Source organism: Halosimplex rarum (genome assembly GCF_047715405.1).
Lineage (GTDB): Archaea > Halobacteriota > Halobacteria > Halobacteriales > Haloarculaceae > Halosimplex > Halosimplex rarum.
On sequence record NZ_CP180412.1, the window covers coordinates 3,499,826 to 3,515,208 of the forward strand.

Annotated in this window: 14 protein-coding genes; 7 read left to right on the top strand and 7 right to left on the bottom strand. The window is 68.8% G+C overall.

What is annotated here, in order from left to right:
- Positions 1-48: 48 nt before the first annotated feature.
- A complete protein-coding gene (locus ACMGFH_RS16705; protein WP_415379589.1) occupies positions 49-708 on the bottom strand; it encodes a helix-turn-helix domain-containing protein in 660 nt (219 codons plus the stop codon).
- 69 nt (positions 709-777) lie between these two features.
- Positions 778-987 (bottom strand): hypothetical protein, encoded by a 210-nt coding sequence (locus tag ACMGFH_RS16710; protein WP_415379590.1) that lies wholly within the window; start codon positions 985-987, stop codon positions 778-780.
- A gap of 98 nt (positions 988-1,085) precedes the next feature.
- Between ACMGFH_RS16710 and ACMGFH_RS16715 the strand changes: the two genes are divergently transcribed.
- The gene (locus ACMGFH_RS16715) at positions 1,086-1,763 is read left to right on the top strand and encodes an MBL fold metallo-hydrolase (protein ID WP_415379591.1); all 678 of its coding nucleotides are present in this window, start codon (positions 1,086-1,088) and stop codon (positions 1,761-1,763) included.
- 258 nt (positions 1,764-2,021) lie between these two features.
- Positions 2,022-2,189, top strand: coding sequence for a hypothetical protein (locus ACMGFH_RS16720; protein ID WP_415379592.1), 168 nt, complete (start codon positions 2,022-2,024; stop codon positions 2,187-2,189).
- Between the two features lie 22 nt (positions 2,190-2,211).
- Here ACMGFH_RS16720 and ACMGFH_RS16725 read toward each other — a convergent pair whose 3' ends face one another.
- On the bottom strand, positions 2,212-2,340 hold the full coding sequence (locus ACMGFH_RS16725; RefSeq protein ID WP_415379593.1) for a hypothetical protein: 129 nt from the start codon (positions 2,338-2,340) through the stop codon (positions 2,212-2,214).
- Between the two features lie 101 nt (positions 2,341-2,441).
- On the opposite strand from ACMGFH_RS16725, the gene serA reads away from it, so the two are divergent.
- On the top strand, positions 2,442-4,031 hold the full coding sequence (gene serA, locus ACMGFH_RS16730) for a phosphoglycerate dehydrogenase (protein ID WP_415379594.1): 1,590 nt from the start codon (positions 2,442-2,444) through the stop codon (positions 4,029-4,031).
- 76 nt (positions 4,032-4,107) lie between these two features.
- Here serA and ACMGFH_RS16735 read toward each other — a convergent pair whose 3' ends face one another.
- Positions 4,108-4,536, bottom strand: coding sequence for a hypothetical protein (locus ACMGFH_RS16735; RefSeq protein ID WP_415379596.1), 429 nt, complete (start codon positions 4,534-4,536; stop codon positions 4,108-4,110).
- A gap of 575 nt (positions 4,537-5,111) precedes the next feature.
- Here ACMGFH_RS16735 and ACMGFH_RS16740 point away from each other — a divergent pair.
- Positions 5,112-6,389, top strand: coding sequence for an adenosylhomocysteinase (locus ACMGFH_RS16740; protein WP_415379597.1), 1,278 nt, complete (start codon positions 5,112-5,114; stop codon positions 6,387-6,389).
- A 233-nt stretch (positions 6,390-6,622) separates the two neighbouring features.
- Here ACMGFH_RS16740 and ACMGFH_RS16745 read toward each other — a convergent pair whose 3' ends face one another.
- From ACMGFH_RS16745 to ACMGFH_RS16755, 3 genes are all read right to left on the bottom strand, one after another.
- On the bottom strand, positions 6,623-7,387 hold the full coding sequence (locus ACMGFH_RS16745; protein ID WP_415379598.1) for a response regulator: 765 nt from the start codon (positions 7,385-7,387) through the stop codon (positions 6,623-6,625).
- Positions 7,388-7,449: 62 nt separating this feature from the next.
- Entirely contained in the window at positions 7,450-7,602 is a 153-nt protein-coding gene (locus ACMGFH_RS16750; protein WP_415379599.1) for a hypothetical protein, read from the bottom strand.
- Positions 7,603-7,604: 2 nt separating this feature from the next.
- Entirely contained in the window at positions 7,605-7,850 is a 246-nt protein-coding gene (locus ACMGFH_RS16755; RefSeq protein ID WP_415379600.1) for a HalOD1 output domain-containing protein, read from the bottom strand.
- Positions 7,851-8,166: 316 nt separating this feature from the next.
- Here ACMGFH_RS16755 and ACMGFH_RS16760 point away from each other — a divergent pair, with 316 nt between their 5' ends.
- The 3 genes from ACMGFH_RS16760 (at position 8,167) to ACMGFH_RS16770 (ending at position 15,216) form a co-directional block, all read left to right on the top strand.
- On the top strand, positions 8,167-13,728 hold the full coding sequence (locus tag ACMGFH_RS16760; RefSeq protein WP_415379601.1) for a PAS domain S-box protein: 5,562 nt from the start codon (positions 8,167-8,169) through the stop codon (positions 13,726-13,728).
- 110 nt (positions 13,729-13,838) lie between these two features.
- Positions 13,839-14,681 carry a class I SAM-dependent methyltransferase gene (locus tag ACMGFH_RS16765; RefSeq protein ID WP_415379602.1) on the top strand — a complete coding sequence of 281 codons (843 nt, stop codon included), beginning with the start codon at positions 13,839-13,841 and terminating at the stop codon, positions 14,679-14,681.
- Positions 14,682-14,859: 178 nt separating this feature from the next.
- Positions 14,860-15,216 (top strand): VOC family protein, encoded by a 357-nt coding sequence (locus ACMGFH_RS16770; RefSeq protein WP_415379603.1) that lies wholly within the window; start codon positions 14,860-14,862, stop codon positions 15,214-15,216.
- The last annotated feature ends 167 nt before the right edge of the window (positions 15,217-15,383 follow it).

The following is a 15,383-nucleotide window of genomic DNA, read 5'->3' on the forward strand; positions in this document are numbered from 1 at the left end:
CCTCCAACGGCATAAGACTGTTGTCGTGCCCTCCAACGGCGGCCGATCCTACCCCACTAGCGCACCGAACACCGATCGTTCGATCTTCTGGAGGTGTTCGCCGACGGTCGCGGACGAGCAGCCGACGACCTCGGCGACGTCCTCGTGGGTGGCCTGCCGGGGCGTCTCGTAGTAGCCGACGGTGACGGCGGCCTCCAGCACTTCCCGCTGGCGGCTGGTGAGCGCGTCGACGAGCCGGCCGCCCTCGGGGTGGTAGTCGCCCGTCTTCTCGATGTCGATGTCGTAGCCCTCGGGTTCGTCGAACCGGGCGGCGCGGGCGAACGCCTCCTCGGTACCGACGAGGGTGACCCGTTGGTCGCCGCCGTCGGTGATCTCGATGGGCATGTCGCGGACGAGTTCGAGCTCGCGGTCGCGTTCGAGCATGTACTCGACGAGGGCGGTCGTCTCGACGCGTGAGTAGCCCCACGCGCGGTCGTCGTCGCCGTCGGCGACCGTGAACTCGTGGACCTCCGGGGAGTCGGCGAGGATCTGGCGGTAGCGGTCGGCGTCGCCCGTGACCTCGGCGAGCAGCGTTACCGTCCCGTCCCCGAGGTCGTTCATCCGATGGATCGCCTCGCGGGTCAGGGCCGGGTCGCGGGCGAGGCGCTCGCTGATCGGATGAAACCCCGCCCCCTCGACCGGCGAGACCACCAGTGTGACGTACCGCATGGGCGCGTCTACGCGGGCAGTGCCTAAGATTCGTCGGTCATCCGTCGGCGAGGAGAGGGGTGGTCGGCGTCATATCCTGACCCCGTCTCGCCGCTGCCTGCGGCTGACGACGACGAACGCGAGTGTGAGGAGCCCGAGCGCAGTCACGGTCACGGTCGCGACCCAGTACCCGAACAGCTCGGCCCCGACGACGAGGTACGGCAGAGCGAGCAAGGCGATGATGAGGTTCTGTCGGCGCTCGATACCGCGGAGCCGCGCCTGGAGGGCGTCGTCGTCCATACTGGGCGACGTGTTGCCGAGAAGTCATAATTCTCCCGCCCGACGCGGCGGAGCGACCCGGCCCGACCTACTTTGTGAGACCGCCACGAAATCCGGCCATGGACGAACTCACGGGCGGCGTCTACGCGCTCACGGAGACGATCGAGGCCGACGGCGGCGAACGGGCCTTCCACCCGGCGGCCGTCGAGACGGAACGGGGGCTGGTGCTGATCGACGCCGGCCTCCCGGGCCAGGCCGACGCGCTCGCGGCCGAACTCGCCGAGGCGGGGTTCGACTGGACGGACGTGTGGGCGGTGCTGGTCACCCACCAGGACGGCGATCACGCGGGCGCGCTGGCGGCCGTCCGCGAGGAGACCGGTGCGGTCGTGTTCGCCCACGAGGACTGTGCCCCCTACGTCGACGGGCGCGAGGACCCGATCAAGGGTGACGGGGAGCGCTACCCGCCGGTCCCGGTCGACGTGGAACTGGTGGGCGAGGAGCGGTTCCGGACCGCGGCGGGACCGATGGAAGTGGTGTACACCCCCGGCCACGCGCCTGGCCACGTGTCGCTGTACCTGCCCGAGGCGCGGCTGCTGCTCGCGGCCGACGCGCTGACGGCCGCCGGCGGGGAGTTACAGGGGCCTAACGACCGCTTCACGCTCGACATGGCCGAAGCCGGCCAGTCGGTCGACCGGCTGGCCGCGCTGGATGTCGAGCGGGTGCTCTGCTACCACGGGGGCGCCGTCGCGGTCGACGACGACCGGATCCCCGAGATCGGCGAGTCGATCGACGCCTGATACGTCCGGCCGTGAGCGGCGAACCGCCAGCGGTCACGACCGACGATCGGTCGGTCCCGCGCCGTCTCGCCCTGTCGGTCGACGGTCGTGCCTCACGTCTCCACCCGCCATCGTGCGCGTGCATGGTTCAACTATCACTATCAGCGCCCCGTTCTCCGGGTCCGTCATCCGCGCGTCTGACGGTCGTCCGACACCAGGTTTTCAACTCCTGAGAATCGTTCCGGCAGGTTTATAGGTGGTTGCTACATGTTGTCACACATGGCGCCGGATATGGTCGCTGAAGCCGAGGTGGAAGCGAACGCCGAGGTCATGGCCTCTGTCGAGGAGGGTCCCACCGAAACCCTCGTAATCGCCGATATCAGCTGTGACGACGCGTATCTCACAGCGCCCCTCGCCGACGCCGCCACCCTTCCGGAATGGCGGTAGGCGCACCCTCAGTTTCGACTCGTCACTTTTCTTCGTGGTAACTGACCGGTACCCGTCGTTGCCGATCGACGCCCAGTTGCGCGGTCAGCGTCTCGGCCGCTGCCAGTTCGATGTCGAGACTTCGGCCGTGAGCGCTGACCGTCTCGGTCACGCCCGGTGTCTGCTCGCAGACTGTGTCGACAGTGTCGAGTGTGTCCTCGCCTGCGTCCGGAGAAAACAAGCGTTATACCGGCTGGCGGGGATCCCACGCCCATGAAGGTACTCGTCACGGACCCGATCGCCGACGCGGGTCTGGACAGATTCCGCGAGGCGGGCCACGAGGTCGAGACAGCCTACGACGTCGAGGGCGACGCGCTCCTCGCTGCCGTCGAGGACGCCGACGCGATGGTCGTGCGCTCGGGGACGGAGGTCACCGCAGAGGTGTTCGCCGCCGCGCCGAACCTCCAGATCGTCGGCCGCGCCGGCATCGGCGTCGACAACATCGACATCGAGGCCGCCACCGAACACGGCGTCATCGTCGCCAACGCGCCGCAGGGCAACGTCCGCGCCGCCGCCGAACACTCCGTCGCGATGGCATTCGCCACCGCGCGCTCCATCCCGCAGGCGCACAACCGCCTGCGCGGCGGCGAGTGGGCCAAGGGAGACTTCCTCGGCACCGAACTCAACGAGAAGACCCTCGGCGTCGTCGGCTTCGGCCGCGTCGGCCAGGAGGTCGCCCGCCGCCTCGACGCGCTGGGCATGGATCTCGTCACCTACGACCCCTACATCAGCGAGGAGCGCGCCGAGCGCTTCGGCGCGGAACTCGTCGACTCGCTCGACGAGTGTCTCGAACGGGCGGACTTCATCACCGTCCACACGCCGCTGACCGACGAGACCGAGAACATGATCGGCGAGGAGGAGATCGCCCAGCTCGAGGGCGGTTACGTCGTCAACTGCGCCCGCGGCGGCATCATCGACGAGCCCGCCCTGGCCGAGGCCGTCGAGGACGGCCTGCTCAAGGGCGCCGCCATCGACGTCTTCGCCGACGAACCGGTCGACCCCGACAACCCGCTGCTTGCCGTCGAGGACGTCGTCGTGACGCCGCACCTTGGCGCCTCGACGGAGGCCGCCCAGGAGCACGTCGCCACCTCGACCGCCGATCAGATAATCGCCGCGTTCAACGGCGAGCCGGTCATCAATGCGCTGAACGCCCCCTCGATGGACGAGAGCGCGTTCCCCGCGGTCGAGCCGTATCTCGACCTCGCTGACACAGCCGGGACCATCGCCGTCCAGCTGTTCGATGGAGGCATCTCCGACGTGGAGGTCACTTACGCCGGCGACATCGCCGACCACGACACCGAGATCGTGACGGCGACGGCCCTCAAGGGCGTCTTCGAGGATGTCGTCGAGACGCAGGTCAACGCCGTCAACGCCGAGCGCATCGCCGAGGAGCGCGGCATCGACGTCACCGAGTCGAAGACCAGTTCCGCCGAGGACTTCCAGAGCCTCATTACCGTCACCGTCTCCGACGGCGACGAGGAGATCAGTGTCTCCGGGACGCAGTTCGCCGGCGACGACGCGCGCATCGTCCGCATCGACGGCTACCGCGTCGACGCCGTCCCGCACGGCCACATGCTCGTCGCCCGCAACGAGGACGTCCCCGGCGTCATCGGCTTCATCGGCACCGTCCTCGGCGAGGCCGACGTCAACATCGCCGGCATGTTCAACGGCCGCGAGACCATCGGCGGCGAGGCGCTGACCGTCTACAACCTCGACGACCCCGTCCCCGAGGAGACGGTCGAGCGCCTGCTCGACGACGAGCGCGTCATCGACATCACGCAGATCCAGCTCAACGGACAGTAAGAGCAGTTCTGCGGCTGTTTTGTGGTTCGTACTGCGCGGAAAAGCGGGTTCTCCTCCCCACGTGCGACGGCCGCGACTAGCTGAACAGTGCCCGGAGCCGGTCGAGCGGGCCGGTCGAACGGTCGGACGGACGGTCTCGTTCGGTTGACTCTCGGTCGGCCCGTTCGCTCCGGTGGGCGGCTTCGTCCGCGTCCGAGCGGACTGTGTCGAACTCGTCGGACACGAGTGGTTCGTCGCGGCAGGCGTCACGTTCCTGGAGAACGTGTTCGTAGCGGTCGACGACGTGCTGGAGGTCGCGCTCTTTCGATTCGAGGTCCGCTTCGAGCGTCTCGACTCTCGCTTCGAGCATCGCGATCCGTACCAGATACAGCGTCTCAGGCGTGTGATCGACGGCGCTGTCGGCCGCCTCGATCTTCGGCGTCGGTGCTACGCACGACTCGCCCGCCGACTGGCGGTCGGTGCATGGGACTTCCCCCTGATTGGGTGCGTCGGCGTTTGCGGCCATGCTTTCGAACAGAGGTGACACGCGTGCAAAAAGACCGGGCAGACGGGCACCCGACGCGCGTCTGACGATCAGTCGCATACCGGCGTTGTATTGCGATTCGTGGCGGTGTGGATCCCGTCACAACTCACTCGCTAGCAGCCGGAACGGCAGCCGACAGCAAGGGATGAAAGCCCTCGGCCCGCTCGGGCGGTCTGTGCGGGATATCCTCGGTCGCTGGCGCTCCCTCGGATAGGGCCCGCGCAGACCGCTCCACCGCGCCTCACGGCTCCCGATGGTCGCCGTTCGGCCAGCCGTGGCGCTCCCTGCGATCGCGCCACGCGCGCCTCGCCCTTTCAGTCCACCAGGAACAGCAGGACCGCACCACACAGCACCGCGCCACACGCCTCCCCAACCGATTGCGGTGCTCCCTCGCTCCGCAGGCTCCGCTCGGTGCGCTCCTCATCCCTCGCGCGACTACGTCGCGGCACGGGGGCCGCGACAGCGCGCGCCACAAGTTTGCCACATCGGCTGTGTCACCGAATGCGTCGAGCACCGGATCCGGTGGGGTTTTCCCGGCGCTGGTCTATCATTCGGCCATGACTGACCCGATCACGGAGCGCGTCGACGACCCGGATGCGGCCCGCGAGTCCGGCCGCCGGAAGATGGAGTGGGCGCGCCAGCACATGCCGATCTGCGAGTCGCTGCGCGAGGACTTCGAGGCGAACCAGCCCTTCGCGGGCGAAGTCGTCGGCATGGCGATGCACGTCGAGGCCAAGACCGCGATCCTCGCCGAACTGCTCGCCGCGGGCGGCGCGGAGGTCGCCATCACCGGCTGTAACCCCCTCTCGACGCACGACGACGTGAGCGTCGCCCTCGACGCGGTGGAGGGCGTCACCTCCTACGCCGAGCGCGAGGTCGACGACGAGGAGTACTACGCCGCCATCGAGGCGGTCATCCAGCACGAGCCGACCATCACCGTCGACGACGGGATGGACCTCGTCGCGGCGATTCACGAGGACTACCCCGAACTCATCGACTCCATCGTCGGCGGGTGCGAGGAGACGACGACCGGTGTCCACCGCCTGCGGGCGATGGACGCCGACGGCGAACTCGCCTACCCGATGTTCGCCGTCAACGACACGCCGATGAAGCGCCTGTTCGACAACGTCCACGGGACCGGCGAGTCCTCGCTGGCCTCCATCGCGATGACTACCAATCTCTCGTGGGCCGGCAAGACCGTCGTCGTCGCCGGCTACGGCCACTGCGGCAAGGGCGTCGCCATGAAGGCCAGCGGCCAGAACGCGAACGTCGTCGTCACCGAGGTCGAGCCCCGCCGCGCGCTCGAAGCGCACATGGAAGGCTACGACGTGATGCCGATGGACGAGGCCGCTGCGGTCGGCGACGTGTTCATCACGACGACGGGCAACCGCGACGTCGTCGTCGAGGAGCACTTCGAGGAGATGGGCGACGGCGTCCTGCTCGCGAACGCGGGCCACTTCGACGTGGAGATCGACCTCGACGCGCTCTCGGACCTGGCCGTTGACTCCTACGAGGCCCGCGACGGCGTGCAGGCCTACGAGCTGGAGGACGGTCGGCGCCTGAACGTCCTCGCCGAGGGGCGGCTGGTGAACCTCGCGACGCCCATCGCGCTGGGCCACCCGGTCGAGGTGATGGACCAGAGCTTCGGCGTGCAGGCGGTCTGCGTGCGGGAACTCGTGGAGTCCGGCGACGAGTACGAGGCCGGCGTCCACGACGTGCCCGACGTGCTCGACAAGGAAGTGGCGGAGATCAAACTGGAGGCCGAGGGCGTCGCGTTCGACGAGCTGACGGAGACCCAGGAAGAGTATATGGGGTCGTGGCAGCACGGGACGTAGTGAGGTCGCGAACGGAGTGAGCGACCTCCAAAGTGCGAGCGGGAGCGAACGGAGTGAGCGACACGCGACCAGTAGCGAGGCGCGAACGCAGTGAGCGCCTCGTACCGGAGCGGGGAGCGCTAGCGACCCGCGAAGGACGTAGCGTGGTTTGAGCGAGCGAAAACCACGTAAACGCGAGCAGTAGCGAAGTTCGTCGCGAGAAGGCGCACGTCGCTCTATCGAGCGAAGACCGCTCAGTCGTCGGATTCGGTGAGACAGAAGACGAGGCTGCCGTCGTCGAGGCCGGTGACGCGGGTCTGGGCGGTGAACTCCGCGCCGTCGTCGGACGCGTAGCGGCAGCCGCCGGTCCACTGCCAGTTGTCGCGGACGGTCTCGATAGCGGTCGATTCGAGGCGTTCGACCTCGTCGTCGGGGAAGCACGTCTGCCAGGGGCGGCCCGCCAGATCGTCGGGTTCGAGGCCGAGGCGGCTGGCGAACACGCGGTTGGCGAAGGTGATCGTGCCGTCGGGGCCGACGACGGCGATGCCGTCGCGGGCGGCCTCGATGGCGGTGAGGCTGCGGTTGGCCGCCTGCAGCGTGCGGTGGTGGTCGACGAGGCGACGGATCCGACCGGCGAGGATCGGCATCGCCGTCTTCGGGTCGTCCTTCCGGAGGAACTCCGTCCAGATGTCGTCGGGGAACCGCTCGGCGAGTTCCTCCTGGGTCGACCCGGTGAAGAGCACGAACGGGAGTGTCGGCGAGCGCTTGCGAACCTCGGTGTGCAGGCCGAGGCCGTCCATCCCCGGCATGTCGTAGTCGCTGACCACGCAGTCGACCTGGTCCACCGCGTCGAGCGCGGCGGAGGAGACGGTCTCCGTGCGGATCGAGAGGTCATCGTGCTCGGAGAGGGACGCCTCGATCAGCTCGAGGTAGTCGGGGTCGTCGTCGACGCAGAGAACCTCGATCGCCTCTTCGAGGCTCGGCCGCGCCGAGGCGGTCGCGTCGTGGTAGTCGGTCATCGTCATTCACTCACTCCGCGTGGCGTCGCGTGGCTCGCTCGCCGCACACCCACCCCGCGTCCTCATTGCTCGATGGGCTCGGTTCGGTCGGACTGGATCCAGGCGTGTTCGTTCTCCGGGTCGGCGATCATGGCCAGGCGCGTGTCGCCGACGTCGTACTCCTCGTAGGTCTCGCGGATCGCCTCGTCGGTGGTCTCGGTGGTGTGCGTCGACATCGTCAGGCCACCCTCCCGTCGATCGTGACCGTCCGTTCCTCGTCGACGACGACCGTGTGGCCATCGTACTCGAACTCGACCGAGGCCACCGCTCCGTTCTCGTAGAGTGAGTCGAGCGCGTCCGTGTCGACGACGTCGTACAGCGGGGGATCCATCGTCAACGGGTCCGTGCCGGTCACGGTCGCGATCGCTTCTATCACTTCGAGACTGACCTGGTCGCCGGTGTCGTGAACTGCCATGCCGTCCATTATACTTCTCCCTCCGTCGACTACCGGTATCGGTCTGGCCGCTACGTGAATAACAGGTGCCCGTGGAAAGGGGCAATATGTATAGCCCCACCTCGGAACCCGATCCACGCTGGACCGTCGAGACTCTCGCGCGTCCGCCACCGAGACAGCCGTTTGTAGCGATCCGTTACCGGTAGTAGGCCGGGGCTGCTGCGCGGGGGCGGCGCCGAGCCGCCGGAGAGCGGGGTCGGCGGGGAAGTTCCGGACGGTTACTGGTAGCGACGTGTCACGTATTCGGGAAGTAACGGTTAATTGCACGTGCTTTCAAAGGCTACCAATGGACGCTGGTTCGATCCGCGACGCTTTCGGCGGCGGCGCCGGGGACACGGGGGACCGCATCGAGCGAGCCGACGACCCCCCTCCGAGTCGAACGGGCGCAGAGTCGAATCTCGCGAGCGACCGTCGGGGGGGCGGTCGCCGCGCGGGACTGGCGCTCGTCGCGCTCGCGTTCGGGGCCGCGGCCGTCGCCGCGGTCGCCGCGCACGGGCCGTCGGCGCTGCGGGGCGGTCCGGGAGCCGTCGGGGGACTGCTCGCTACGGGCGTCGTCGCGCTGGCGGCGTCGAGCGACGGCGAGGACGCCATCGCCGCGCTGACGGAGCGGATAGAGCGCGCCCGTCGGGGAGAGGACGTCGACTTCGAGACCGACCGAGAGGGAGCGCTGGGCGAACTGACGGAGGCGGTCGCGGGGCTCGCCGACGATCTGTCCGAGTGCGAGCGCGAGCGGGACCTCCGCGAGCGGGTCATCGACTCGGCGCCGGTCGGCATCACCGTCGCCGACGCCACCGCGGAGGACTGTCCGCTGGTGTCAGTCAACGATCGATTCGAGGAACTGACCGGCTACGAGGAGGCGGAATGCCTCGGCGAGAACTGTCGGTTCCTCCAGGGGGAGGGGACCGCGGACGAGCCGGTTGCGGAGATGCGCCGGGCTATCGAGGCCGAGGAGGAGACGACGGTCGAGCTGCGCAACTACCGTAACGACGGCACGGAGTTCTGGAACCGGATCCGGCTGGCGCCGGTCGAGAACGACGCGGGGGAGGTGACCCACTTCGTCGGCTTCCAGGAGGACGTGACCGAGCGCGTCGAACGGGAGGCGGAACTACAGCGGCGCGGGTCGCTGCTCGACGCCGTCTTCGAGCAGCTGCCGCTGCACATCTACGTCAAGGACCGCGAGGCGCGCCACGTCCGCTACAGCACCGCGTTCGCGGCGGAGTCGGGCCCCGACCTGACCGAGGGCGAGATCATCGGGAAGACGGACCCGGAAGTGTTCGACGCCGAGTTCGCCGAGCAGTCCTACGAGGACGACCTGCACGTGATCGAGACGGGCGAGCCCCTCGTCAACAGGGAGGAGTACGTCGACCACGCCGACGAGTGGAACCTCACGACGAAAGTCCCCTGGCGCGGCGCGGACGGGGAGATCAGGGGCCTGCTTGGCGTCTCCCGACAGATAACCGAACGCAAGCGGCGCCAGCAGGAACTCGAGCAGTACCGGTCGTACACCGACGACATTCTGGACGCTATCGACGACGTGTTCTACGTCCTCGACAGCGAGGGGGACCTCCAGCGGTGGAACGAGACGCTGACGGAGGTGACCGGCTACGACGGCGACGAGATCGCGTCGATGCACGCGACCGACTTCATCGCCGAGGAAGACCGCGACGCCATCCGGCGGGGGATCACGAACATCGACCGGGCGGCGGGCGTGCCGCTGGAGGCGAGGATGCAGACGAAAGACGGCGAGCGGATCCCCTACGAGATCGTCGCCTCGCCCATGGAGGACCCAGACGGCGAGCGGGTCATCGTCGGGCTCGGTCGCGACATCTCCGAGCGGAGAGAGCGCGAACGACAGCTGGAGGCCATCGTCCAGAACACGGAGGACCCGATCTACATCAAGGACTGCGAGGGCCGATACGAGTTCGCGAACGAGGCCGTGGCGACGCCCTTCGACGCCGACCCGGCCGACGTGATCGGGAAGACCGACGAGGACTTCTTCGACGAGGAGACCGTCGAAGACATCCGCGCGGACGACCGGCGAGTCGTCGAGGACGGGGAGTCGGTCTCCAGGGAAGTGATCCGCCCCATCCACGGGAACGAGCGGGTCTTCCTCGACCACAAGTACCCCTACCGCGACGACGAGGGCGAGATAATCGGGCTCATGGGGATCAGCCGCGACATCACCGAGCGGAAGGCCGCCGAGCGCGAGTTGCGAGAGCGCGAGCGGCGCCTCGAAGAGTACCGGGAGTACACCGAGGCGATCCTCGACGCGGTCGACGACGTGTTCTACGTGCTCGACGCCGAAGGTGGTCTCCAGCGGTGGAACGAGACGCTGGCGGAGGTGACCGGCTACGGCGACGACGAGATGGCGTCGATGCACGCGACCGACTTCTTCGCCGACGAGGACCACGACGATATCGTCGCGGCCATCGAGACGGCGCTGGAGACCGGTGACACGGTCGTCGAGGCGCCGTTCCTGACCGCGGACGGCGAGCAGATACCCTTCGAGTTCGTCGCCTCTCGGATCGAGAACCCCGACGGCGAGACCGTCATCGTCGGCATCGGCCGGGACGTCTCGGACCGCAAGGCGGCGAAACAGGCGTTGCACGAGCGCGAGCAGCGCCTCGAGGAGTACCGGGAGTACACGGAGGACATCCTGGACGCGATCGACGACGTGTTCTACGTGTTCGACGACGCGGGGCGGATCAAGCGGTGGAACGAGAGCTTCTGCGAGGTGACCGGCTACACCGACGCGGAGATCGAGTCGATGCACGGGACGGACTTTTTCCCGGAGAGCGAACACGGGGCGATCGCCGAGGCCATCGCGTCGGTCTTCTCGACGGGCGAGGACGGCCGCGTCGAGGCGTCCGTCCTGGCGAAAGACGGCGAGCGGATCCCGTACGAGTTCGTCGCCTCGCGGCTGGAGAACCCCGACGGCGATCACGTCCTCGTGGGGATCGGCCGCGACGTCTCCGTCCGGAAGGCCCGCGAGCGGGAGCTGCGGACGACCAAAGAGCGCCTGCAGAAGTTCATCGACACCTCCCCGGTCGGGGTCGCCGCGACCGACCCGGACGGACGCGTCACGCTCTGGAACGACGCCATGGAGGACATCCTCGGCTGGACCGAGGAGGAAATACTCTGGGAGCCCTACCCCGCGGTGCCCGAGGGGGACGCGGGCGAGGTCCGCCAACGGGTGCTCGACGGCGAGTCCGTCTCCGGCGTGGAACTCCAGCGAGTCCGGAAGGACGGCGAGGTGATCGACATCTCGCTGTCGACGGGCCCCGTCCGGAACGAGGACGGTGAGGTGACCGAGATCGTCGGCTACATCGAGGACATCACCGAGCGCAAGGAGCGCGAGCGGGAACTGGCGGCCCGCTCGGCGGCGATCGAGCAGGCCAGCGACGGGATGGCGATCCTCGACGAGAACGGGGTCTACGAGTTCGTCAACCAGGCCCACGCCGACGTCTACGGCTACGACGACCCGTCGGCGTTCCTGGGCGAGACGTGGCAGATGTGTTACGACGCCGACGAGCGCGAGCGACTCACCGAGGAGGCCCTCCCGGCGCTCGCGAACGAGGGCGACTGGCGCGGCGAGGCCGTCGGGGTGACGGCCGACGGGGAGCGGTTCCCGCAGGAGCTGTCGCTGACGGTCCTCGACGACGGGCGACAGATCTGCGTGGTTCGGGACATCACCGAGCGCAAGGAACGCGAACGCGAACTCGAACGGACGACGGACCTCCTCAGCCGCGCCGAGGAGATGGCCGACGTCGGCGGCTGGACGGCCACGATCCGGGAGGACGGCGACGAGGCCCAGTGGACCGACAACGTCTACGAAATCTTCGAGGTGCCCCCCGAAGAGGGGCCGCTGATCGAAGGCCTGTTCGAGTACATCCATCCCGACGACCGGGAGAGCCACCGCCGGGATATCGAACGCGCGCGGACGGGCGGCGAGCCCTGGGACACGGAGTTCCGGGTGCTCACGGGCGAGGGGAACGAGCGGTGGGTTCACTCGATCTGCGAGCCGGTCGTCGAGGACGGGGAGGTGGTCGAGCTCCGCGGCTCGCTCCAGGACATCACCGAGCGCAAGGAGCGCGAACTCGCCCTGGAGTCGCTCCACGAGGCGACGCGGGGGCTGCTCGGCGTCGAGGACGACGCCGAGACGGCGGAGCTGGTCGTCGACACGGCCCACGCGGTGCTTGACGTGGCGGGCGTGGCGGTCTACCTGCTCGACGACACCACCAACCAGCTCGACGCGCTCGCCTGTTCGGAGGGGTTCGAGGCGCTGTGCGACGCGGCGCCGGTGGGGGCCGGCGCGGGCGACTCGCTGCTGTGGAACGCGTACGTGACGGGGACGCCGACGGTGTTCGACGACACGCAGACCGTCGCCCAGTCCAGCGTATTCGGCCCGGACGTCGGGGGTGGCCTGCTGGTGCCGATCGGTGACCACGGCGTGTTCGTCGTCGCCACGCGCGACCGGGCGGTCGACCAGGCGACCCGGCGGCTGGCGGAGACGCTCGTCGCGACGACCGAGGCGGCGTTCGACCGGCTGGCCAGCGAGGAGACGCTGCGCGAGCGCGACGCCGAACTGGAGGCGCGCAACCGCCGCCTGCGCCGGCAGATCCAGATCACCGACCTGCTCCGGCGGATCGACCAGTCGCTCATCCAGGCCGAGTCGCGCGAGGCGATCGAGTCGGCTGTCTGCGACCGCCTCGTCGAGAGCGACGACGTGGCCTTCGCGTGGATCGGGTCGCTCGATCCCGCGGGCGACCGCGTCGAACCGAGCGCCTGGGCGGGCGAGGGCGCCGACTACCTCGATACGGTGTCGCTGGCGACCGGTGGTGACGGCGTCGAACCCGGCGTCGCCACGGCCGTCTCGGAGTCGCCCACCGTCGTCCGCAACGTGGTCGACGACCTCAAGCGCGAGGACTGGCGCCAGGCCGCGCTCTCGGAGGGGTTCCAGTCGGTGCTGAGCGTCCCCATCGCCTTCGAGGAGTACTTCTACGGCGTGTTGACCGTCTACGCGTCGGAGCCGGACGCCTTCGGCGACCTCGAACGGGAGGTGTTCGCCGAACTCGGGGAGAACGTCGCCCACTCGATGAACGCCGTCGAGACCCAGCGAGCGCTCCACACCGACCAGCGGGTCGAACTCACCCTCGAGTTCGACGCCGGCGACGACGTGCTCGGTCGCCTGGCGGCGGAGGCCGACTGCGAGGTCGAGTTCGCCGGCCTGTCCACCCACTCGGATGCGGAGACCGGGCTGTTCGTCACCGTCTCCGGCGCGCCGGCCGAGCGCGTCGCCGCGGCGCTCGACGACCTCGTCTCGGTCTCGGACTACCGCCTCGTGAGCGACGGCGACGCCGAGAGCGACGGGGACGGCGACGGCGGCAGTTCGCTGTTCGAGGTGACCGTCGGCGGCGAGGCGCTGCCCTCGCGGTTCGTCCGCCACGGCGCCGGCCCGCAGTCTATCCGCGCGACCGCCGCGGGCATCGAGGCGGTCGTCGACGTGCCGACCGGGACGGACGTCCGCGAGTTCGTCGAGATGCTCGCGGAGACCCACCCGAGCGTCGACCTCGCGAGCCGGCGGACCGTCGAGCGGGGCGACGAGACCGGCGGGACGTTCGCGACCAGACTGTTCGAGGCGCTGACCGACCGCCAGCTGGAGGTACTCCGGACCGCCTACTTCGCCGGCTTCTTCGAGTGGCCCCGCACCTCCACCGGCGAGGACGTCGCCGAGATGCTCGACGTCAGCCAGCCCACCGTCAACCGCCACCTCCGCCTCGGCCAGCAGCGACTCCTCCGACAGCTCTTCGAGGAGTCCGCCGCCGAGGTCGGGCCGACGGCCGACTGACGGACCCGACTCGTCGCCGGCGCGTTCGACCGCCGGTCGACTGATCGCTCGCTTGCGAGTCCCTATCGCGCCGGGGCAACGTTCAGGGCCCGGGCGCGCCCAGTCGCGGTATGGCAGACGATGTCTCCGGGGACCGCCACGCCGACGCTCCGAACGACGGCGGCTCCGGAGCCTCCAACGACTGGGACCCCGACGCCTACGACCGCGACACCGGGTTCGTCCACGAGTACGGCGGGTCCGTCGTCGACCTGCTGGACCCGAGACCCGGCGAGCGCGTGCTCGACCTGGGCTGTGGCACCGGCCACCTGACCGCCGAGATCGCCGACGCCGTCGGCGAGTCGGGGGCGGCCGTCGGCGTCGACCAATCCGCCGAGATGGTCGAGCGGGCGCGGGAGAGCTATCCCGACTTGCGGTTCGACGTCGCCGACGCCCGGGCCTACTCGGTCGACGGACAGTTCGACGCGGTGTTCTCCAACGCCGCGCTCCACTGGATCCCCGAGGCTGACCAGGCCGCCGTGGCCGAACGAGTGCGGGAGTCGCTGGCGCCCGGTGGTCGCTTCGTCGCCGAGATGGGCGGAACCGGGAACGTCGGGACCATCGTCGACGCGGCGGTGGCCGAACTGCGCGAGCGGGGCGCCGACGCGGCGAACCCGTGGCACTTCCCGACAGTCGGGGACCAGGCCGCCGTGCTGGAGTCGGCCGGCTTCGAGGTGCGATTGGCCCGCCTGTTCGACCGGCCGACGGAACTGGAGGGCGGAGCTGAAGGGCTGGCTCGCTGGCTGGACGTCTTCGGCGACTCGCTGTTCGCCGACCTCGCCGACGACGAGAAAGCCGACGTGGTCGCCGCTGTGGAAGACAGGGTCCGCGGGGAGATTTTTGACCCCGATGCCGGGGAAGACGGGGCCTGGACGGCCGATTACCGGCGATTGCGATTCGTCGCCGTCCGGGAGTGAAGGGTACCGTTTCGGGTCGAACCGGTCCGGGTTGACAGTTTCACTCCGTGGCGGACGTTTATACGCGGTCGTGTCGACTCAGTGGTGTGATGGTGATGACACAGCGTTCGTCGGTGGTGGGACAGCGTTCAGGAGCAGTCCGGAACTCGGTGGTAGCCCGGAGTTCGGTGGTGGTCGGATGAAGTTGAGTACCGTCTACGTCGGCGTCGAGGACATGGACCGGGCGCTCGCGTTCTACGAGGACGTCTTCGAGATGGCGCCCGAGCAGGCCGAGGAGCGGTTCTCGATCTTCGAGTTCGACGGCGCCGACTTCGGTCTCTACAACGCCGGCGCCGACGGCCACGAGTTCGAGTTCGGCGACAACTGCGTCCCGAACTTCGAAGTCGACGACGTGGATTCGGAATACGAGCGGATCGCGGATCTCGCTCCCGAGATCGTCTCCGACGGGATCTTCGACATCGACGGCTACCGGGGCTTCCACGTCCGCGACACCGAAGGCAACGTCGTCGAGGTCTTCTCTGTCGACGCCGAGTGAGTTCGGCGCGTTCTCCCCTCGTCAGGAGTGGCTTTTCCGGCAGCTGACGGTGAGCGCTGAGACCTCTCTCCGCGGTCGCTAGCAGTTGCTCCGACCGGACTCGACAGTGAGAGTCGAAAGCCCTCGGCGCGCTCGCTGGCACTCGAAACAGCCGTCGACAGCATGCG